Source organism: Kineococcus siccus (assembly GCF_009906795.1).
GTDB classification, from domain to species: Bacteria; Actinomycetota; Actinomycetes; order Actinomycetales; family Kineococcaceae; genus Kineococcus; species Kineococcus siccus.
The window spans coordinates 1-19,165 of sequence record NZ_JAAALN010000058.1 but is presented as its reverse complement, the minus strand read 5'-3'; the positions used below and the strand labels follow the sequence as shown (position 1 = coordinate 19,165).

19 protein-coding genes are annotated in these 19,165 nt (G+C 74.8%); 11 read left to right on the top strand and 8 right to left on the bottom strand.

Annotated elements, in window-relative coordinates:
* Together GTR02_RS08910 and GTR02_RS22405 are read left to right on the top strand one after the other, a co-directional pair.
* Positions 1–520, top strand: a 520-nt coding sequence (locus GTR02_RS08910; protein ID WP_205708898.1) for a PhoH family protein, incomplete at its 5' end; no start/stop codon positions are given.
* 372 nt (positions 521–892) lie between these two features.
* Entirely contained in the window at positions 893–1,570 is a 678-nt protein-coding gene (locus GTR02_RS22405) for an aggregation-promoting factor C-terminal-like domain-containing protein (RefSeq protein ID WP_205708897.1), read from the top strand.
* A 96-nt stretch (positions 1,571–1,666) separates the two neighbouring features.
* On the opposite strand, the gene GTR02_RS08900 is transcribed toward GTR02_RS22405, so the two are convergent.
* A complete protein-coding gene (locus GTR02_RS08900; RefSeq protein WP_166607133.1) occupies positions 1,667–2,614 on the bottom strand; it encodes a DUF2470 domain-containing protein in 948 nt (315 codons plus the stop codon).
* A gap of 99 nt (positions 2,615–2,713) precedes the next feature.
* On the opposite strand from GTR02_RS08900, the gene rpsD reads away from it, so the two are divergent.
* From rpsD to GTR02_RS24335, 3 genes are all read left to right on the top strand, one after another.
* Positions 2,714–3,322 carry a 30S ribosomal protein S4 gene (gene rpsD / locus GTR02_RS08895; RefSeq protein ID WP_166607132.1) on the top strand — a complete coding sequence of 203 codons (609 nt, stop codon included), beginning with the start codon at positions 2,714–2,716 and terminating at the stop codon, positions 3,320–3,322.
* A gap of 10 nt (positions 3,323–3,332) precedes the next feature.
* Positions 3,333–3,872: a ferritin gene (locus GTR02_RS08890; RefSeq protein WP_166607131.1), complete on the top strand. Its 540-nt coding sequence runs from the start codon at positions 3,333–3,335 to the stop codon at positions 3,870–3,872.
* Positions 3,873–4,093: 221 nt separating this feature from the next.
* The gene (locus tag GTR02_RS24335; protein ID WP_166607130.1) at positions 4,094–5,047 is read left to right on the top strand and encodes a M43 family zinc metalloprotease; all 954 of its coding nucleotides are present in this window, start codon (positions 4,094–4,096) and stop codon (positions 5,045–5,047) included.
* Between the two features lie 21 nt (positions 5,048–5,068).
* Here the strand turns inward: GTR02_RS24335 and GTR02_RS08880 are convergent, their stop codons facing one another.
* From GTR02_RS08880 to GTR02_RS08870, 3 genes are all read right to left on the bottom strand, one after another.
* Positions 5,069–6,688, bottom strand: coding sequence for a Na+/H+ antiporter (locus GTR02_RS08880; RefSeq protein WP_166607129.1), 1,620 nt, complete (start codon positions 6,686–6,688; stop codon positions 5,069–5,071).
* A 60-nt stretch (positions 6,689–6,748) separates the two neighbouring features.
* Positions 6,749–7,096, bottom strand: coding sequence for a VOC family protein (locus GTR02_RS23760; RefSeq protein ID WP_166607128.1), 348 nt, complete (start codon positions 7,094–7,096; stop codon positions 6,749–6,751).
* 101 nt (positions 7,097–7,197) lie between these two features.
* The gene (locus GTR02_RS08870; RefSeq protein ID WP_166607127.1) at positions 7,198–8,634 is read right to left on the bottom strand and encodes a class II fumarate hydratase; all 1,437 of its coding nucleotides are present in this window, start codon (positions 8,632–8,634) and stop codon (positions 7,198–7,200) included.
* A 204-nt stretch (positions 8,635–8,838) separates the two neighbouring features.
* Between GTR02_RS08870 and GTR02_RS08865 the strand changes: the two genes are divergently transcribed.
* The 5 genes from GTR02_RS08865 (at position 8,839) to GTR02_RS08845 (ending at position 14,772) form a co-directional block, all read left to right on the top strand.
* Positions 8,839–10,107 (top strand): extracellular solute-binding protein, encoded by a 1,269-nt coding sequence (locus GTR02_RS08865; protein ID WP_338073689.1) that lies wholly within the window; start codon positions 8,839–8,841, stop codon positions 10,105–10,107.
* On the top strand, positions 10,104–11,066 hold the full coding sequence (locus tag GTR02_RS22950; RefSeq protein ID WP_166607125.1) for an ABC transporter permease subunit: 963 nt from the start codon (positions 10,104–10,106) through the stop codon (positions 11,064–11,066). Before GTR02_RS08865 ends, GTR02_RS22950 begins: the two co-directional genes overlap by 4 nt.
* Before the next feature lie 10 nt (positions 11,067–11,076).
* Positions 11,077–11,910, top strand: a complete 834-nt coding sequence (locus tag GTR02_RS08855) for a carbohydrate ABC transporter permease (protein WP_166607124.1) — start codon at positions 11,077–11,079, stop codon at positions 11,908–11,910.
* Positions 11,911–11,958: 48 nt separating this feature from the next.
* On the top strand, positions 11,959–13,230 hold the full coding sequence (locus GTR02_RS08850; protein WP_166607123.1) for an ABC transporter ATP-binding protein: 1,272 nt from the start codon (positions 11,959–11,961) through the stop codon (positions 13,228–13,230).
* A gap of 204 nt (positions 13,231–13,434) precedes the next feature.
* The gene (locus GTR02_RS08845) at positions 13,435–14,772 is read left to right on the top strand and encodes a GNAT family N-acetyltransferase (protein ID WP_166607122.1); all 1,338 of its coding nucleotides are present in this window, start codon (positions 13,435–13,437) and stop codon (positions 14,770–14,772) included.
* An 11-nt stretch (positions 14,773–14,783) separates the two neighbouring features.
* Here the strand turns inward: GTR02_RS08845 and GTR02_RS08840 are convergent, their stop codons facing one another.
* Together GTR02_RS08840 and glpX are read right to left on the bottom strand one after the other, a co-directional pair.
* Positions 14,784–15,701: a PfkB family carbohydrate kinase gene (locus GTR02_RS08840; RefSeq protein ID WP_166607121.1), complete on the bottom strand. Its 918-nt coding sequence runs from the start codon at positions 15,699–15,701 to the stop codon at positions 14,784–14,786.
* Positions 15,698–16,738: a class II fructose-bisphosphatase gene (gene glpX / locus GTR02_RS08835; protein ID WP_166607120.1), complete on the bottom strand. Its 1,041-nt coding sequence runs from the start codon at positions 16,736–16,738 to the stop codon at positions 15,698–15,700. Before glpX ends, GTR02_RS08840 begins: the two co-directional genes overlap by 4 nt.
* Positions 16,739–16,867: 129 nt before the next feature.
* On the opposite strand from glpX, the gene GTR02_RS08830 reads away from it, so the two are divergent.
* On the top strand, positions 16,868–17,527 hold the full coding sequence (locus GTR02_RS08830) for a DUF4245 family protein (protein WP_166607119.1): 660 nt from the start codon (positions 16,868–16,870) through the stop codon (positions 17,525–17,527).
* A gap of 22 nt (positions 17,528–17,549) precedes the next feature.
* Here the strand turns inward: GTR02_RS08830 and GTR02_RS22400 are convergent, their stop codons facing one another.
* Both GTR02_RS22400 and xseA read right to left on the bottom strand, forming a co-directional pair.
* Positions 17,550–17,822, bottom strand: a complete 273-nt coding sequence (locus GTR02_RS22400; protein ID WP_166607118.1) for an exodeoxyribonuclease VII small subunit — start codon at positions 17,820–17,822, stop codon at positions 17,550–17,552.
* Between the two features lie 9 nt (positions 17,823–17,831).
* On the bottom strand, positions 17,832–19,103 hold the full coding sequence (gene xseA / locus GTR02_RS08820; RefSeq protein WP_166607117.1) for an exodeoxyribonuclease VII large subunit: 1,272 nt from the start codon (positions 19,101–19,103) through the stop codon (positions 17,832–17,834).
* Positions 19,104–19,165 lie beyond the last annotated feature (62 nt).

Genomic DNA, 19,165 nt, shown 5'->3' with positions numbered 1-19,165 from the left:
GTGCGCGGGCCTCGAGGCGGTCCTGGAGCGCCGCGAGCAGCGCAAGGTCGTCGTCTTCCGCCCCCTGTACGCCGTCGGCGGGCAGGACCTCGGCTACCTGCCCGGGTCGGAGGCCGAGAAGATGGGGCCCTGGGGCCAGGCCGTCTTCGACACGCTCGAGGCCCTGGTCAGCCCGGCCGTGGTCGAGGAGGTCCTGCACCGCGGCCTGCTGGAGGTGCTGCCGCTCACGCACATCCGCGGCCGGTCGCTGCACGACTCCTTCGTCGTCGTCGACGAGGCCCAGTCGCTCGAGCGCAACGTCCTGCTGACGGTCCTGTCCCGCATCGGGCAGGGCTCGAAGGTCGTCCTCACGCACGACGTCGCCCAGCGCGACAACCTCCGCGTCGGGCGTCACGACGGGGTCGCGGCCGTCGTCGAGGCCCTCAAGGGGCACCCGCTCTTCGCGCACGTCACGCTCACGCGCTCGGAGCGCTCGCCCGTGGCCGCGCTCGTGACGGAGCTGCTCGCGGACTTCCACTGAGCCGCCGCGACGACGGCGACGGGGAGGACGGAACCTCCCCGTCCCGCCTAGCGTCGAAACGTCGGCGACGGGACCGAACGTGTGAGATGTTCCACATTAGTCGACGGATCGTTGCGGTTGCGTGACCTGAACGTGACGAAACCGGGTCGTCGGGTTTGCGCTGCACGCCGCCGGGGCGGCAGCCTGCGCGTCCGACAGCACTCCCCGCACCGGCGACCTCACCGAGGCCGCCGGCGAGGTCGGGTCGGCCCTCCGGGTCCGGCCCGTCGGGACCCACGGCCGGTGCACCGCCTGCGCGGTGACCGGACGGCCCGAGCGGGAGGGTGACGCACTCGACCGGGCGTGGGCCGGGCGACCGAGGGAAGGCCCGGCTTGCCGACCACCCCCCGCCACACCGCCCAGCACTCCGCCCGCACCGCGCGTCCCGCCCGGCCGCGCCGCTGGACCCGGGCCGCCGCGCCCGGCGTCGTCGCGCTGGCCGCCGCCGTCCTGGCCGGTGCCTCGTTCAGCCAGGTGCCGGCGCCGCAGGCCGAGGCCGCCGTCCCGGACCACGTGATGCTCGCCGTGCAGCAGCAGGTGCAGACGGAGAAGGCGCAGGCGTGGTTCGACGCCTCCGCGCAGCGCGCCGCGACCGACGCCCGGCTGGCCGAGGAGGCCCGGCTCGCCGAGGAGGCCCGCCAGGCCGAGGCCGCGCGCCAGGCGGAGGCGGCCCGCGTCGCCGCGGCCGCCGAGGCCACCCGCACCGCGCTGCGCGATCCCCGCGGCGTCGCCCAGGTCATGGTCGCCGAGCGCGGCTGGGGCGAGGGGCAGTTCAGCTGCCTCGACTCGCTGTGGACCAAGGAGAGCGGCTGGAAGGTCGACGCGGACAACCCGTCGTCCAGCGCCTACGGCATCCCGCAGGCCCTGCCCGGCAAGAAGATGGCCTCCGCGGGCGACGACTGGGCGACGAACCCGGTGACGCAGATCGCCTGGGGCCTGGGCTACATCGAGAACCGCTACGGCACGCCCTGCTCGGCGTGGGCGCACTCGAGGGCCAACAACTGGTACTGAGCCGCGACGCGCACGCGGCACGACGGACGCCCGCCACCCCTCGCCGGGGTGGCGGGCGTCCGTCGTCGTGCGGGCCGCCCCCGCCGCGCCGGGCCGTCAGCGGTGCGCGCCGGCCAGGGCGCCGCGGCGCGCGCAGGGGCAGCCGAAGAGGCGGCACAGCGCCGCCGGCAGGTCGGCGTCGGAGCGCACCGGCGCGTCGAAGGCGCCGCGCAGCAGCGTCGTGCCGCCCGCGACCGTGCACAGCACGTCGAGGCCGTAGCGGTCGGCGCCGACCACGGACACCTCCCGCACCTCGCGGGCCTGCTCCAGCGGCAGCGTCCGCAGCACCCAGCCGATCAGCTCGTCGCTGTGGTGCGCCTCGAGGTGCGTGACGAGGGCGTCCTCGTCGTCGTACAGCGGGTCGGGCGTGGCCGTCAGCAGCGCCTCCTCGGCGACGAGGTGCACGCCGTCGGCGGTCGTGACGCGCACGTCGCCCGGGTCGACGCGCCACAGCTGCCGCGTGCTGCCGACGTCGAGGAGGGCGCCGAGCGGCCGGGCGGCGGCCGCGGCCTGCGCGACGCGACGCTGCTCGGCGGGCGGCACCGCGAGCGCCCACCCCGTGACGCACAGCCGGGCGCGGGGGAGCGCGGCCTGCCCCGGCGGCACGTCGAGGACGTCGAGGACCACGGGCAGGCCGTGCTCACCGGCCTCGGCTCCCAGCTCGAGGAGCCGGGCGTGCAGGGGGGTTCCGAGCTCCACGAGCAGCAGCAGGCCGCCCGTGGCGTCGCTCAGGTGGGTGACCGGCAGCGACTGCGTGCGGGCCCGCCCGCGGGGCGCGCGCCCGCCCGTCCCGCCGCAGCCGTCGGCGGCGTCCGCGCGGGGCAGGTGCAGCGTGCCCGCCACCGTGCCCTGGGCGAGGGTGCGGGCCCACTCGGCGGGCGTCGTGCGCGTCTCCTCGCGGGCCGGGACGGCGGCGCCGCCGGTCGGGGGCACCCCCTCGCAGGCCGTAGAGTTGGTCGCGGTGCGCTCCGAACGTCCGTCGGGTGCCGTGGTCCATCGGGTCACGTGTCTCTCCTCGGAGCGCGATCGTCCTGGTCTCGGCGCGTGAGCGTCGTCGAGCTGATCTCGACTGAGGCCAGGCTAACCTTACGATCTGGAGGAAGAATGAACAACGCTCGTCCCAAGGTGCGCATCAGCCGCGCACTGGGTGTGGCCCTCACACCCAAGGCCGCCCGGTACATGGACCGTCGTCCGTACCCGCCGGGCATGCACGGGCGCAAGCAGCGCAAGGCGTCGGACTACGCGACGCAGCTCCGCGAGAAGCAGCGCCTGCGCTTCCAGTACGACGTGAGCGAGACCCAGCTCCGCCGCGCCTACGACCTCGCCAAGCGCAAGCCGGGCAAGACGGGCCAGAACCTCGTCACGCTGCTCGAGACCCGCCTCGACGCGGTCATCTGGCGCTCCGGCTTCGCCCGCACCATCTACCAGGCCCGCCAGATGGTCGTGCACCGCCACATCGTCGTCGACGGCCGCCGCGTGGACCGCCCGTCCTACCGCGTCGTCCCCGGCCAGGTCGTCGAGGTCGCCCCCCGCAGCAAGACGAAGACGCCGTTCATCGTGGCGTCCGAGGGCGGCTGGGCCGACAACGAGATCCCGGGCTGGCTCGACGTCAAGCGCGACGAGCTCTCCTCGACCATCCTCGCGCTGCCGGTGCGGGAGCAGATCCCCGTGACGTGCGACGAGCAGCTGGTCGTGGAGTACTACTCCCGATGAGCCTCCTCCGATGAGGAAGCCCGGCGCCCGCTCGTTCGTCGAGCTGCTGACCGACCAGGTCGCGTCGGAGTTCCACGCCCACCAGCAGTACGTCGCGCTGGCGGTCTGGTTCGACGCCCACGACCTCAAGCAGCTCGCGAAGCTCTTCTACGCGCAGGCGATCGAGGAGCGCAACCACGGGATGATGATGGTCCAGTACCAGCTGGACCGGGACATCCCGACGGTCGTCCCCGCGGTTCCCGCGGTGCGCAACGAGTTCACGTCCGTGCGCGAGATCATCGAGCTCGCGCTCGCGCAGGAGCAGCAGGTCACCCGGCAGATCGAGGCGCTCTTCGCGGCGGCGCGCGCCGAGGGCGACTTCATCGGTGAGCAGTTCGTGCTCTGGTTCCTCAAGGAGCAGGTCGAGGAGATCGCCTCGATGACCACGCTGCTGGCCATCGTCGACCGCGCCGGTGACGACCTGTTCCGGGTCGAGGACTGGCTGGCCCGCGAGGGTCACGACGAGGGCCACGACTCCTCGGCGCCGCCCGCCGCGGGTGGCGCGGTCTGAGGTCGCACCACCACGACGACGCCGGAGGGCGCCGGTCCCCGCGGGGGCCGGCGCCCTCCGGCGTTCCCGGGGTCTCGACGTCCTGACAGGAACCCGGTGTGGTGTGGCCCGTCACGCAGTGGGGACCGATTGCGCCGAACGGCTGACGTGACACCCCGGCGACGGACAGGATCCTCCCAGCAGCGGGCGCACTCGCCCCCGCGCCCGTCGTGGAGGTCCTCGTGCAGCGCAGCCGTTCTCCCCGTTCCGCCGTCGTCGTGGCCGTCCTGGCCGCGGGAGTGCTCGGTGCCGCCCCAGGGTCCCCGGCTTCCGCCCCCGGGACGACGGCGGCGACCGCTGCGGGGGCGTCCGCCGCCTGCAGCGCGCCCGCCGGCGGGCTCGAGGCCCGGGCGCGGCCGGGGGCCAAGGTGCGTGAGCCGGAGTCCTCCTCCGGTGGCCCGGACCTGCTGGAGGGGGTGCGGTCGCCCGCTCCCAGTGCGCCCGGCAGCGTCGTGGTCGACACCGTCGTGCACGTCATCGCCACGGGCCCGACCAGGGCCGAGGGCCTGCTGACGCCCGCCGAGGTCGACGCCCAGGTCGAGGTCCTGAACGACGCGTTCGCCGGCCGGACGGGAGCCGACGCAGCGGTGACGCCCTTCCGCTTCGCGCTGCGCGACACCACCTGGACCATCCAGCCCGCCTGGGCCGATCTGCAGTTCGGCAGTCCCGCGGAGCGTGCCGCGAAGACCTCCCTGCGGCAGGGCGACGAGAGCACGCTCAACGTGTACCTCGCGGGCCTCGGCGGGGGGCTCCTCGGCTACGCCTACTTCCCGCAGCAGGGCGGGAACAGCAAGCCCTGGCGCGACGGCGTCGTCGTCCTCAACGAGTCCGTGCCGGGCGGCTCTGCCGGTCCCTACGCAGAGGGGGACACCCTGACGCACGAGGTCGGGCACTGGCTCGGTCTGTACCACACGTTCCAGAACAGGTGCTCGACCGCCGGCGACCGGGTGGCCGACACCCCGGCCGAGGCCTTGCCCGCCTCCGGGTGCCCGCAGGGCAGCGACACCTGCGCCAAGGACCCGGGGCTGGACCCGGTCGAGAACTTCATGGACTACTCCTACGACGACTGCATGCACGCGTTCACGACTGGGCAGTCGCGGCGCATGGACGCCGTCTGGCAGCGCTACCGCGCCTGAGGCCGGACCCCCGGGGCGCACTCACAGCCGCGGGGAGCCGCGGTGGACGAGGGCGGCCTCGTCGAGGTCGAGCTGCTCGAGCAGGTCGCCGACGGCTTCGGCGTCCACCGTCCCGTCCTCCTGCGCGCGGACCAGCGCGGCCCGCTGCGCCGTGATCATCTCCCGCCGCACCGCGACGGCCCGGCTCGCCGCCCGCCGGCCGGTCAGGGCGTCGCCGGAGTCGTCGGCGTCCTCCTCCCGCAGGGCCGCGAGCCGGTCCATCCGCTGGGCGACGCTGTCCACGAGCTCCCGCTCGGCGGAGGAGGTGGCCCGCTCGCGCGCCGCGTCCAGGACGCGGTGGTTGCTGCCCACGGCGACCTCGCGCGCGCGGCGCCGCTGCTCGGTGAGCCACCGCTGCTCCTCGGGGACGTCGAGGTCGAGGCGCCGGATGAGCCGCGGCAGCGTCGCCCCCTGCAGCAGCAGGGTGCCGACCGCGACGACGAAGGCCAGGACCTGCAGGTCCTCGCGGTGCGGGAACGGCGTCCCGTCGCCGAGGCGGGCGGGGATGCCGGCGGCGGCCGCCAGGGTCACCACGCCGCGCATGCCGGTCCAGGCGATGACGAGGTCCTCCCGCGGCCCGTAGTGCCGGCCCTGCGGAGACCACCTGCCGCGCAGCACCTCCCGCATGAGGACCCCGCCGAGCAGCACCCACGCGAGGCGCACCAGCACGACCGCGGCGAGCACGGCGAGGCTCGCGGCGAGCAGCTGCGCGGGCCGGGACCCCTGCACCGCGGCGTCGGCCAGCAGGAACTTCAGCTGCAGCCCGAGGTAGGCGAACACGAAGGCCTCGAGCAGCACGCCGAGCACGTTCCAGACGTCGCGCTCCGCGATCCGGGTGGCGAAGACCGCGCGCACCGAGCGGCGCGAGAGCGCGAACCCCGCCGCCACGACCGCGAGCACGCCCGAGGCCTCCAGCGCCTCGGCCACCGCGTACGCCGTGAAGGGCAGCAGCACGGCGAACGCCGTCATGGTGGTCGGGTCGTCGATCCGGCTGCGCACCAGGTGCACGAGCCGTCCGAGCGCGGCGCCGACGAGGACGCCGACCACGGCCGTGAAGGCGAAGTACGGCACGACGCCGTCGACGACGGTCCGGGCTCCCGTGACGTGCGCCGTCGTCACCGAGAACAGGGTCAGGGCGGCCGCGTCGTTGACGAGGCTCTCGCCCTTGAGGGTCGTCAGCACCCGCCGGGGCAGTCCCAGCCGGCCGCCGATCGCCACCGCCGTCACAGCGTCCGGCGGCGAGACCACCGCCGCCAGCACCAGGGCGAGCGGCAGCGTCAGCCAGGGCACGGCCCACGCGGCGACCGCCCCGACCACGGCCGTCGTGACGACCACGAGGACGACGCCGAGGTTCGTGATCGATCGCCAGCGGCGCACGAAGCTGGACCAGGAGAAGTCGGTGGTCGCCGAGAACAGCAGCGGCGGCAGGACGACGGACAGGATGACGTCCGGCGGGAGCTCCAGCCGCGGCAGTCCGGGGACGAAGGACACGGCGGCGCCCGCGACGGCCAGCACCAGCGGCGCCTGCAGGCCCCGCCGGTCGGCGAGGACGGTCAGCGCCAGGGCGCCGAGCACGACGAGGAGCAGCTGGCCGACGAGCACGCCGTCAGTCTGGCGAGAGCCGCCCGCCCCCGCCCCCGGGGGCGCGGGCCCGCGCGCTCCTCAGGCGGGCAGGACGACGCACCACTCGTTGCCCTCGGGGTCGAGCAGCACCTGGAACGACCCGGCGCCGGAGGTCTGGACCTCGCCCACCCGCACCGCGCCCGCGTCCTCGGCCGCCGCGGTGGCGGCGGCCAGGTCCTCGACCAGGACGTCGAGGTGCAGCCGGTTCTTCACGAGCTTCGGCTCACCCACGAGCTGGAAGGCCAGCCGCGTCCAGCCGGGCGGGTCCACGAACGACCACGACTCGTCGCGGTGGCAGGGTTCGCCGCCCAGGACCTGCGCCCAGAACCCCGCCAGCACCAGGGGTTCCGCGCAGTCCACCACGACCTCGTCGATGCGCCCGATCACGGCGCCGACCCTACGGCCGCAGCGCCTCTCCCGCCTGCCGTCGCCACCGGGCCGCCCCGGGGCCGGGTGCACCCGCGCACGCCCGGCCCGACGTACGGGGCTCAGGCCTGCTTCGGCGTGGTCATCGACATGACGTCCAGAGCGGCGTCGAGCTGCTCGTCGGTCACGTCGCCGCGCTCGACGAAGCCCAGGGCCACGACGGCCTCGCGGACGGTCAGGCCCTCCGCGACGGCGTGCTTGGCGACCTTCGCGGCGGACTCGTAGCCGATGACCCGGTTGAGCGGCGTGACGATCGAGGGGGAGGACTCTGCGTAGCGCCGGCACTGCTCGACGTCGGCCTCCAGGCCGTCGACCGTGCGGTCGGCCAGCAGGCGGGCCGCGTTGCCGAGCAGCCGCGTCGACTCCAGGACGTTGCGGGCCATGACGGGGATCTGGACGTTCAGCTCGAACGCGCCGCTGGCGCCCGCCCAGGCCACCGTCGCGTCGTTGCCGACGACCTGGGCGCAGACCATGAGGACCGCCTCGGGCACGACGGGGTTGACCTTGCCGGGCATGATCGAGGACCCGGGCTGCAGGTCGGGCAGGCGCAGCTCGCCCAGGCCCGTGCGGGGGCCGGAACCCATCCAGCGCAGGTCGTTGCAGACCTTCGTGAGGCTCACCGCGACCGTGCGCAGGGCGCCCGACAGCTCCACGAGGGCGTCGCGCGCGCCCTGCGCCTCGAAGTGGTCCTCGGCCTCCGTCAGGGGCAGGCCCGTGTCCTCGGCCAGCAGCTCGATGACGCGCTGCGGGAAGCCGGGCGGGGTGTTGATGCCCGTCCCGACGGCGGTCCCGCCCAGCGGGACCTCGGCGACGCGGCCGACGGTGGCCTCCACGCGCTGCACGCCGCGGCGCACCTGCGCCGCGTACCCCGCGAACTCCTGCCCGAGCGTGACGGGCGTCGCGTCCATGAGGTGGGTGCGGCCGGACTTCACGACGCCCGCCCACTCGCCGGCCTTGCGCCGCAGCGCCGCCTCGAGGTGCTCGAGCGCGGGCACGAGCTCGCGCACGACCGCGGAGGTCGCCGCCACGTGCACGGAGGTGGGGAACACGTCGTTGGAGGACTGCGACGCGTTGACGTGGTCGTTGGGGTGCACGGGGCGGCCGAGCCGCTCGGTGGCCAGCGTCGCGATGACCTCGTTGGCGTTCATGTTCGACGACGTGCCCGACCCGGTCTGGAAGACGTCGACGGGGAACTCGCCGTCCCAGCGGCCCGTGGCCACCTCCTCGGCGGCCGCGGCCACCGCCTCCGCGACGTCGGCCGCGAGCACGCCCAGCTCGGCGTTCGCCGTCGCGGCGGCCTTCTTGATGCGGGCGAGGGCCTCGATGTGAGAGCGCTCCAGCCCGGTGCCGGACAGGGGGAAGTTCTCGACGGCCCGCTGGGTCTGCGCCCGCCACTTCGCGGCGGCGGGCACCCGGACCTCCCCCATGGTGTCGTGCTCGATGCGGAACTCGGCGGTGCCCTCGGCGGGCACCCCGCTCGTCAGGTCCTCGGTGGCCATGGCTCCATCCTGCCGTGTCCGCCCCCGGGGCGGCACCGGTGGTGGGACCGGGTCCGTCGCCCCTCCCGCGGGCCCCGGAGGCACACTCCGCTGGATCTCCGCCTGGCGTGCCCTGGGTCACAGGTGTAGGCATGGCCGGGACCGCGAGGTGGACACGTCCGAGGAGGGACCGTGGCAGGCCATTGGCGCACTCGCGTCGGGACGGTGAGCGTGGGGCTGCTGCTCGCGAGCACCCTCGGGGCGTGCGGGAGCGGCTCGGCGTCGACCGGGACGCCGACGCTGAACTGGTACATCAACCCCGACAACGGCGGGCAGGCCACGATCGCGGCCGCCTGCAGCGAGGCGTCGAACGGCGCCTACACGATCGAGACGTCGATCCTGCCCAGCCAGGCCGCGGCCCAGCGCGAGCAGCTCATGCGGCGGCTGGCGGGCAACGACACCTCGATCGACCTCATGAGCCTGGACCCGGTGTTCGTGCCGGAGACGTCGGAGGCGGGCTTCCTCGCCGAGATCCCCGCGGACCTGCAGCAGCGGCTGTCCGACGGCGTGGTCGACGGCGCCGTCCAGGCCGCGACCTGGAAGGGCCGGCTGGTCGCGGCGCCGTTCTGGGCCAACACGCAGCTCCTCTGGTACCGCAAGTCGGTGGCGCAGGCCGCGGGCCTGGACATGACGAAGCCCGTGACCTGGCAGCAGCTCATCGACGCCGCGAAGGCCCAGGACACCGCGATCGGCGTGCAGGGCACCAGAGCGGAGTCGATGACCGTGTGGGTCAACGCGCTGATCGCCTCGGCCGGCGGCGAGGTCATCGAGAACCCCGAGGCCAAGGGCCCGGACATCCGGCTGGGCCTGGACTCCGACGCCGGCCGGGCCGCGGCGCAGGTGATGGAGCAGATCACCGCGGCCGGCGTGGCCGGCCCGGGCATCGACAACCGCGACGAGTCGGCCACCGCGAACCTGTTCCAGCAGGACGGCGCGGACTTCATGGTCAACTGGCCGTTCGTCTACGCGCAGGCGAAGTCCGCGGCCGAGGGCGGCACGATGGACGCCGCCGTCTTCGAGGACTACGGCTGGACCACCTACCCCGAGGTCGTCGCCGGGACGCCGAGCGCGCCGCCGCTGGGCGGCATCGACATCGGGGTCAGCGCGTTCAGCGAGCACCGGGCCGAGGCGTTCGAGGCCGTGCAGTGCATCGTGTCGCAGGAGAACCAGGCGGCCTACATGCTCTCCGACGGCAACCCCGCGGCCCTCACCGCGGTCTACGACGACCCGGCGGTGCAGGCGGACTTCCCGATGGCCGAGACCATCCGGCAGTCGCTGGAGCAGGCGGCGCCGCGGCCGCAGACGGCGTACTACAACGAGGTCAGCCAGGGCATCCAGGACCGCTGGCAACCCGTGTCCGAGGTCACCGGGTCCACCCCCGCCGCGTCGGGGGAGTTCATCGGCCAGGTCCTGCGAGGGGAGAAGCTGCTGTGAGCTCCACGACCACGGCCAGGGCGGGCGCCACCGCGGCCGGTCCCGGAGGCCGGAAGGGGAAGGTGCGCGCGACCGACCGGGCCAGGGCGGAGGCCCGGCTCGGCTGGTACCTCGCCGGCCCGGCGTTCGTCATCCTCGTCGGCGTCACCGGCTACCCCATCCTGCAGGCGCTCTACGAGTCGCTGTTCAGCTTCCGCCTCACGGCCCCCGCCGACCGGGAGTTCATCGGCCTGCGCAACTACGGCGTCATCCTCACCGACTCGCTGTGGTGGTCGGCGATGGGGAACACCGTCCTCATCACCGTCGTGACGGTCGCCGTCGAGCTCGTCATCGGGTTCGCGCTGGCGATGGTCATGCACAAGGTCCTCGGGTGGCTCCGGCCCGTCGTGCGCACCGCGATCCTCGTGCCCTACGCCGTCATCACGGTCGTCTCCGCCTACGCCTGGCAGTACGCGTTCGGCCTCACCACGGGCTTCATGAACGCCGTCCTGCCCTTCGTGGGCGCCGACTTCGACTGGTTCGCCAACAAGTGGACGGCTCTGACGGTCATCTGCCTGTCGGAGATCTGGAAGACGACGCCGTTCATCTCGCTGCTGCTGCTCGCGGGCCTCGCGCAGGTCCCCGACGACATGCTCGAGGCCGCGAAGGTCGACGGCGCCACGGCGCGCGAGCGGCTCTTCCGGGTCACGCTGCCGAACATGAAGGCGTCGATCATGGTCGCCCTGCTGTTCCGGGCCCTGGACGCGTTCCGCATCTTCGACAACGTCTACATCATGACCAAGGGCGCTGCCGGGACGGAGACGCTGTCGGCCCTGGCCTACAACCAGACCATCTCGAGGCTCGAGATCGGTCTCGGGTCGGCGGTGTCCGTGCTGCTGTTCCTCTGCGTGCTCGTCATCTGCTTCATCGCCATCAAGGTGTTCGGCGTGGACCTCGCTCGCGCCAGGGGGGAGTCCTGACGTGGGAGCCATGTCTCGCAAGGAGAAGGGGCTCTGGTACCTCGGAGCGCTGTTCATCGTCCTGTACGCGCTGCTGCCCGTGGCGTGGATCGTCTCCCTCAGCTTCAAGGCTGAGAGCGACCTGGCCAACCGGAGCTTCCTCCCCACGAACGCCACGGGAGAGAACTACTCGGGCATCTTCTCGGGCGACGGCGCGGAGCTCTTCCTGCCCGCGCTGCGCAACTCCGTCATCGTGTGCCTCGTCGCCACCGTCATCGCGGTCGTGCTGGCCATGTTCGCGGCCTACGCCATCGCCCGGCTGGACTTCCCGGGCAAGCGGCTCGTGCTCACGAGCGCGCTGGCCGTCGCGGTGTTCCCCGTCATCACGATGGTCACCCCGCTGTTCAACCTGTGGCGCCAGATCGGCCTCTACGACACGATCCCCGGCCTCGTCATCCCCTACCTCGCGCTGACGCTGCCGATCTCGATCTGGACCATGTCGGCGTTCTTCCGCGGCATCCCGTGGGACATGGAGCAGGCCGCGCAGGTCGACGGGGCGACCAGCTGGCAGGCGTTCCGCAAGGTCATCGTCCCGCTGGCCGCGCCCGGGGTGTTCACCACGGCGATCATCGCGTTCTTCATCGCGTGGAACGACTTCGTCTTCGGCATCTCCCTGACGTCGACGTCGCGGGCCCAGCCCGTCCCGGCGGCGCTGAGCTCCTTCACCGGGTCCAGCTACTTCGTGCAGCCGACGGGCGCCATCTCCGCGGCGGCCGTCATCGTCACCATCCCCGTGGTCCTCCTCGCGCTGGTCTTCCAGCGCCGGATCGTCGCGGGGCTCACCAACGGTGCCGTCAAGGGCTGACCGCCCGCCCACCGACCCGATCCGTCCCCGCACCCAGGAGCGCCCGCGATGGCCCGCATCGAGCTCAAGAACATCGTCAAGAAGTACGGCGACGGCTTCCCGGCCGTCAACGACGTCAGCATCGACATCGCCGACGGCGAGCTGCTGATCCTCGTCGGCCCCTCGGGCTGCGGGAAGTCGACGCTGCTGCGGATGATCGTGGGCCTGGAGGACATCACCTCGGGCGACCTCCTGATCGACGGCGAGCGCGTCAACGACCTCGCCCCCCGCGAGCGCGACCTCGCCATGGTGTTCCAGAACTACGCGCTCTACCCCCACCTGACGGTGGGGGAGAACATCGCCTTCCCGCTGCGGCTGGCGCACGGCAAGGTGTCCGAGGAGGAGGTCCGCTCCCGCGTGCAGCGGGCGGCGGACATGCTCGAGCTGAACGAGCACCTGGACCGCAAGCCGGCCAACCTCTCGGGCGGGCAGCGCCAGCGGGTGGCCATGGGCCGCGCGATCGTGCGCGACGCCAAGGCGTTCCTCTTCGACGAGCCGCTGTCCAACCTCGACGCCAAGCTGCGCGGGCAGATGCGCACGGAGATCGCGCGCATGCAGCGCAGCCTCGCGACCACCACGGTGTACGTGACGCACGACCAGACCGAGGCCATGACCCTGGGGGACCGGGTGGCCGTGCTCCGCAAGGGCGTCCTGCAGCAGGTCGCCAGCCCGCGCGAGCTCTACGAGCAGCCCGTCAACCTCTTCGTCGCCGGGTTCATCGGCTCGCCGCCCATGAACTTCCTGCCCGCGCGCGTGGCGGGCGACCGGCTGCAGCTGCCGTTCTGCGAGGTCCCCGCGCCCGCGGTCATCGGCGCGGAGCGGCGGCAGGGCGAGCTCCTCGTCGTCGGCGTGCGGCCGGAGCACTTCGACGACGTCGAGGTCACCGAGGCGCCCGCCGGGGCGGTCACCTTCTCCGCGCCGGTCGACGTCACCGAGTGGCTGGGCAACGAGCTGTACGCCTACATCCCCTTCGAGGCGGCCGCCGAGACCAAGGAGCAGCTGGCCGAGCTCGACCGCGAGCTCGACGGCGAGAGCATGCGCAGCCAGCTCGTGGTCACGCTGGACGCCATGACGTCGGTCCGCGACGGCGACACCGCCCAGCTGTGGTTCGACCCGGACCGGATGCACGTCTTCGACCCGTCGACGGGGGAGAACCTCACGCGCGACGAGGAGCGGGCCGTGGCGATCGGGGAGCTGTCGGAGAAGCTGCGGCTGCGCTCGCTGGAGCGCGCGGCCCGGAGCAGCGGTGGCCGCAAGGAGCCCATGGGCGCCCGGACCTGACGGTCCGCCACCCTCCCGGACGGGTCGCGCCCGGCCGCGGGACGTGGCCCAGCGTGACCCTTCGTCAACGCTCCGTGGGGGTTTGGCGACGCGCCGCGTGCTCGTGCGGCGGTGTCGCGAGGATGTCCGGGGGCGCGGTTACTGTGCCCGCACGGACCCGCGGACGACCGCAGGCCGCCAGACCTGCGGGGAGGCCGGACGACCGTGACCGACGCCCTCGCCGACCTGCCCGTGCCGCCCCCGACGTCGCTGCCCCCCCTGGCCGCGCCGGCCGGTGCCGGGCGCACGGGCGCGGTCCGGGCCCCCTTGCCGCTCCCGCGGGACCTGCCCGGTCTGTCGGTCGTGCGGGACCCGGCCGCGGGCCTGCAGGTGAGCGTGCGGCACACCCTCGAGGGCGCACCCGTGCCGGAGTGGCGCGTGCTCGCCGTCGCGGCGGGCGCCCCGCCCTTCTGCGGCCCGGACTGGCTGCTCGCGGTGCACGAGCACCTCGGGTCGGGCGAGCCGCTGCTGGTCCTCGTGCGCCGCCAGGGCCGGCTGCTCGCGCTCGGGGCGTTCAGCGCGCTGGCCGGGCCGCGGCCGCTGCTGACCTTCCTCGGCGCGGGCGGCAGCGACTACGCGACCGTCCTGACCGACCCCGACTGCGGCGTCCCGCAGGAGCGGCTCGTCGCGGCCGTGCTCGACGCCGTCGTCGACGAGGTGCCCGGGGCGCTGCTCGACCTCGAGCAGGTGCGCGTCGGCGACGTGCTCCTCGAGGCGGTCGACGTCTGGGCCGAGGCCCGCGAGTACTCCGTGCGCCGCCTGCCGCAGGCGGTCGTCGCCTCCCTGCGCCTGCCCGACACGCTCGAGGAGCACGAGGAGTCGCTCGGCCGGCACGCCCGGCACGAGGAGCGCCGCCAGTGGCGCCGGCTCGCGGCGGCCGGGGCCGTGGACGTCGTGGACGACCTGCTCGCCGGCCGCGCCGTGGGCGACGTCGTCGAGGAGCTGGCCGCCGTGGACCGGGCCCACCCGCACGCGGCGGAGCGCCGCCAGCCGTGGCAGGGCGAGTCGGGGCGGCTGCTGGCCCAGGTGCTCGCCACCGCTCCCCGGGCCGTCGTGCAGCTCGCGGGGGTCCGGGTGGGGGGTGTCCTCGTCGCCTACACGCTGTGCTTCGCGGGGCCGCGGGCCCTGCACGGCTACCTGCAGTCCTACCGCGCGGAGTGGGCGGCCTACGGTCCCGGCGCGCTGCTCCTGCTGCGCGTGCGCCGCCGGGCCATCGCCTCGGGCTACCGGGAGCTGGACCTGCTGCGCGGCGAGGAGGACTACAAGCGCCGGCTGACCACGCGCACGCGCCGCACGGTGCGACTCGTGCTGGCGCCCGCCGCGCAGGGCCTCGTGCCCGGCCTGGTGGACCGCCTCAGCCTGCTGCGGCGCACCTACCGCGACGAGCTGCGGGGGCACGAGCGCCTCGTGCGCCGCGCCACGGCGACGGCCGACGCGGGCCGCCGCGTGGCGCGAGCCGTGGCGGCGCGGGCGGCCCTGCTGCGCCCGCGCCGCGGGCGCTGACCGCGGGGGCGTCAGGCCGCGTCGAGCTCGGCGCGGGTGGGCGGGTTGGCCCCCGCGCGCTGCACGGTGATGGACGCCGAGCGGACCGCCGTCGCCACGAGCGACTCCAGCGTGCCGAGGTCGAGCCGGCGCAGCGCCGGCAGCGCGTCGCGGCCGAGCAGGTCCGCCACGGCCAGGGCGTGCAGCAGCCCCGACATGAAGGCGTCGCCCGCGCCCACGGTGTCGACCACGTCGATGCGCGGCGAGGCCACCGTCAGGGACCCGGACGGGCCGACGGCCACGGCGCCCGACCCGCCGCGCGTGACGACCACGAGCGCGGGCCCGCGGGACTGCCACTCCCGCGCGACGTCGGCGACGTCGGCGCCGGGCAGCAGCCAGGCGATGTCCTCGTCGCTGGCCTTCACGACGTCGGCGACCCCGACGAAGGCCTCCACGCGGGCCAGGGCCTGCGCGGGGGAGTCGAAGAAGGCCGGGCGCACGTTCGGGTCGTAGCTCGTCGTCGTGCGACCCCGCGCCGCGCCCAGCAGCTCCAGCGCCGTGTCGGCCCCGGGCGCCACGGCGGCCCCGATCGAGCCGGTGTGCAGCACGTCCAGGTCCTGCGGCAGCTCCGCGGGCGGGACGGCCCACTCCAGGTCGAACTCGTAGGTCGCCTTGCCCTCGGCGTCGAGCTCGGCGCGCGCCACCGCGGTCCGGCCGCCGTCCACGGCCCCGGGCAGCAGGTGCACGCCGGCGGCCGCGAGGTGCTCGCGGAGCAGGCGACCGTGCTCGTCGTCGCCCATCCGCGTCAGCAGCGACACGTCGTGGCCGAGGCGGCCGAGGCCGTAGGCCACGTTCATGGGGCTGCCGCCGGCGTGCTCGCTGCTGCGCCCGTCCGCGCTGCGGACGACGTCGACGAGCGCCTCGCCGACGACGACCGCCCGGGCGCTCACCGCGGCCCCGTGAAGTCGACGGCGGAGTAGGCCCGCAGCTTGGACAGCCGGTGCTCGCTCTCGACGCGGCGGATGGTGCCCGACTTCGAGCGCATGACGATGCTCGACGTGCGGATCGAGTCGCCGTCGTAGCGCACCCCGCCGACCAGCTCGCCGTCGGTGATGCCGGTGACCACGAAGTACACGTTGTCGCTGTCCACGAGCGTCTGCGTGTCCAGCACCGCGTCGAGGTCGTGCCCCGCGTCGAGGGCCTTCTGCCGCTCGTCGTCGTCGCGCGGCCACAGCCGGCCCTGGATGGTGCCGCCGAGGCAGTGGATGGCGCAGGCCGTGATGATGCCCTCGGGCGTGCCGCCCACGCCGAGCAGCATGTCCACGCCCGTGCCCTCGCGGGCGGCCATCACGGCCCCGGCGACGTCGCCGTCGGAGATGAACTTGATGCGGGCGCCGGCGTCGCGGATCTCCGCCGCCAGCTGCTCGTGGCGGGGCCGGTCCAGGACGCAGACCGTGATGTCCTCCGCGGAGCGCTTGCGCGCCTTGGCGAGCCGCCGGATGTTCTCCTTCACGGGCAGCCGGATGTCCACGACGTCCGCGGCCTCGGGGCCCACGACCAGCTTCTCCATGTAGAAGACGGCGCTCGGGTCGTACATCGTGCCGCGCTCGGCCACCGCGAGGACGGCCACGGCGTTGCTCATCCCGCGCGCGGTCAGGGTCGTGCCGTCGATGGGGTCCACCGCGACGTCGCACTCGGGGCCGTTGCCGTCGCCGACGCGCTCGCCGTTGTAGAGCATGGGCGCGTTGTCCTTCTCGCCCTCGCCGATGACGACGACCCCGTTCATGCTCACCGTCCCGATGAGCGTGCGCATCGCGTTCACCGCGGCGCCGTCCGCGCGGTTCTTGTCACCGCGCCCCACCCACCGGCCACCGGCCATGGCCGCCGCCTCGGTGACGCGCACCAGCTCCATCGCCAGGTTGCGGTCGGGCGCCTCCGTCCCCACCGCCAGTGACGGCGGGACCAGGGACGTGGGGGACTGCGACATCGGGGACCTCCAGGCTCGACTGGGGCGAAGCGTAGCGGCGCAGCCCCTCCGCGCCGTCGCCCCCGGCGGGGCACGCCGCGCCGCGGGGTCGGTGCGCCACCGGCCCGCTCCGTCGGTCACCATGGCGGGGTGAGCACGACAGGCGACCCCGCCACGACGCAGGCCTCCGAGGACCCCCGCGGCGTGCCGCGGCCCGCCCGCGGCGGCGGCAACGTGCGATCGATGGTCATCTCGATGGCCGTGATCCTCGGCATCGTCATGGCCGTCGTCCTGCTGCTCCCGCGCCCGAACAGCATCCAGCAGCCCGCGGCCGACGTGCCCAACGCGGCCTCGGGCGGCGTCCGGACCCTGTCCTTCACGCCGCCCGTGCCCCTGGGCCTGGACGGCTGGGAGGCGACGTCGGCGGAGGTCAACCGCTCGACCGACGACATCCGCACCTGGCACGTGGGGTACCGGACGGCGGCGGGCAAGTACGTGTCCATCGAGGTCGCGCGCGACGTCACGCCGGCCTGGCAGCGCGCGCAGATCGCCGGTGGCAGCGCGGACGGGGAGCAGACCATCGACGGGGAGACCTGGCAGCGGTTCCTCCAGCCCGAGCGCGACCGGCACAGCCTCGTGCGCGAGCAGGGCGGCGTCACGGTCATCGCGACGGGCGAGGGCGACTACACGGTGCTGGGGCAGCTGGCGCGCGGCGTCGAAGCGGGCTGGGCGGCCGCGGGCGTCACGTGGGGCGACCCGGCGGACCCCTCGGCGCCCGTCCCGACCCCCACGGCGACGGCCGCGGCCTGAGTCGCGCGCCCGCCTCGGCCGGTCAGTCGGCGGCGGCCTCGCCGCGCGCGGCGTCGAGCCGGGCGCGGGCCCCGTCGAGGAAGCGCTGGCAGCGGTCGGCGAGCGCCTCGCCGCGCTCCCACAGCGCGAGCGACTCCTCCAGGCCCGCGCCGCCGGTCTCGAGCCGGCGCACCACGTCGACCAGCTCGTCGCGCGCCTGCTCGTAGGTGAGGGCGTCGAGCTCCTCCGCGAGCGCGGCCGGGCCGACGGCCCCGGCGGTCGCGTCGGCGGGTGGGCGGGGGGAGGTCTTCGGCACGGCGGCAGCCTACGGGCGGGGCCCGTCCGCGGTCGCCGCGATCTCGCCGTCGGCCAGCCGCACGCGCAGCGGCGTCCCGCCCGGCGCGTCGCCCGGCGCGCGCACGAGGGTGCCGTCGCCGCGCTGCACCACGGCGTAGCCGCGGGCCAGCGTCGAGGCGGGCGACAGGGCCCGCACGGTCGAGCGCAGGTGGACCACGTCGACCCCGGCCCGGTCCAGCCGGGCGGCCAGCGCGGTCCGGGCCCGGCCGCGGGCGGCGCCGACCTCGGCGGCCCGCACGTCGAGGAGCGTGTGCGGCGTCGCGAGGACGGGTCGGCTGCGCAGCGCCGCGAGCGCGGCCCCCTCCCGCTCCACCCGGCCCTGCACACCGCGGCGGGTGCGGGCCCGCAGCTGCGCGAGCCCCGCGAGCTCCTCGGCGACGTCGGGGACCACGAGGCGGGCGGCGTCGGTGGGCGTGGACGCGCGGACGTCGGCGACGAGGTCCAGCAGGGGGGCGTCCACCTCGTGACCGATGGCCGACACGACGGGCGTGCGGGCGGCGGCGACGGCGCGCAGCAGCGCCTCGTTGCTGAACGGCAGCAGGTCCTCGACGCTGCCGCCCCCGCGGGCCACGACCACGACCTCCACGGCCGGGTCGGCGTCCAGCTCCCGCAGCGCGGCCACGACCTCGACCACGGCGGCGGGCCCCTGCACGGCCACCTCGCGCACCTCGAAGCGCACCGCGGGCCAGCGCAGCCGCGCGTTCTCGACGACGTCGCGCTCGGCCGCGCTGGCCCGGCCGCACACCAGGCCGACGACGGCCGGCAGGAACGGCAGCGGCCGCTTGCGGGCGAGGTCGAAGAGGCCCTCGGCGGCCAGCAGCCGCTTGAGGTGCTCCAGCCGCGCGAGCAGCTCGCCCACGCCCACCGGCCGCACGTCGTCGGCCGCGAGGCTCAGCGTCCCGCGCTTGGCGAAGAACTCCGGCCGGGCGTGCACCACGACGCGGGTGCCGTGCCCCAGCCCGTCGGGCAGGACGTCGCGCAGCCGGGCCAGGACGCGGCGGGACAGGGTCACCGGGAGCGACATGTCGGTGTCGGCGTCGCGCAGGGTCACGAAGACGACGGAGGAGCCGGGGCGGTCGTTGACCTGCACCACCTGCCCCTCGACCCACGTCCAGGGCATCTTCGCGATGTAGGCGTCCATCTTCGCGGCCAGCAGCCGGACGGGCCACGGGTTCTCGGGCGTCGTCTCCCCGGCCGTCGTCGGGCGGCGGACAGGTGCGGCGTCGGCGGCGGGCGTCACCCCGCGATCCTCCCGCGCCCGGGCGGTGCCCGCCGCCGCGCCCCCCGGTGCCGGGCCGGCGG

Excerpts from the sequence above, each read along its gene's own strand:
- rpsD (WP_166607132.1), top strand. The coding sequence starts at position 2,714 with ATGAACAACGCTCGTCCCAAGGTGCGCATCAGCCGCGCACTGGGTGTG.
- GTR02_RS08890 (WP_166607131.1), top strand. The coding sequence starts at position 3,333 with ATGAGGAAGCCCGGCGCCCGCTCGTTCGTCGAGCTGCTGACCGACCAG.
- GTR02_RS08870 (WP_166607127.1), bottom strand. The coding sequence starts at position 8,634 with ATGGCCACCGAGGACCTGACGAGCGGGGTGCCCGCCGAGGGCACCGCC.
- GTR02_RS08855 (WP_166607124.1), top strand. The coding sequence starts at position 11,077 with ATGTCTCGCAAGGAGAAGGGGCTCTGGTACCTCGGAGCGCTGTTCATC.
- GTR02_RS08850 (WP_166607123.1), top strand. The coding sequence starts at position 11,959 with ATGGCCCGCATCGAGCTCAAGAACATCGTCAAGAAGTACGGCGACGGC.
- glpX (WP_166607120.1), bottom strand. The coding sequence starts at position 16,738 with ATGTCGCAGTCCCCCACGTCCCTGGTCCCGCCGTCACTGGCGGTGGGG.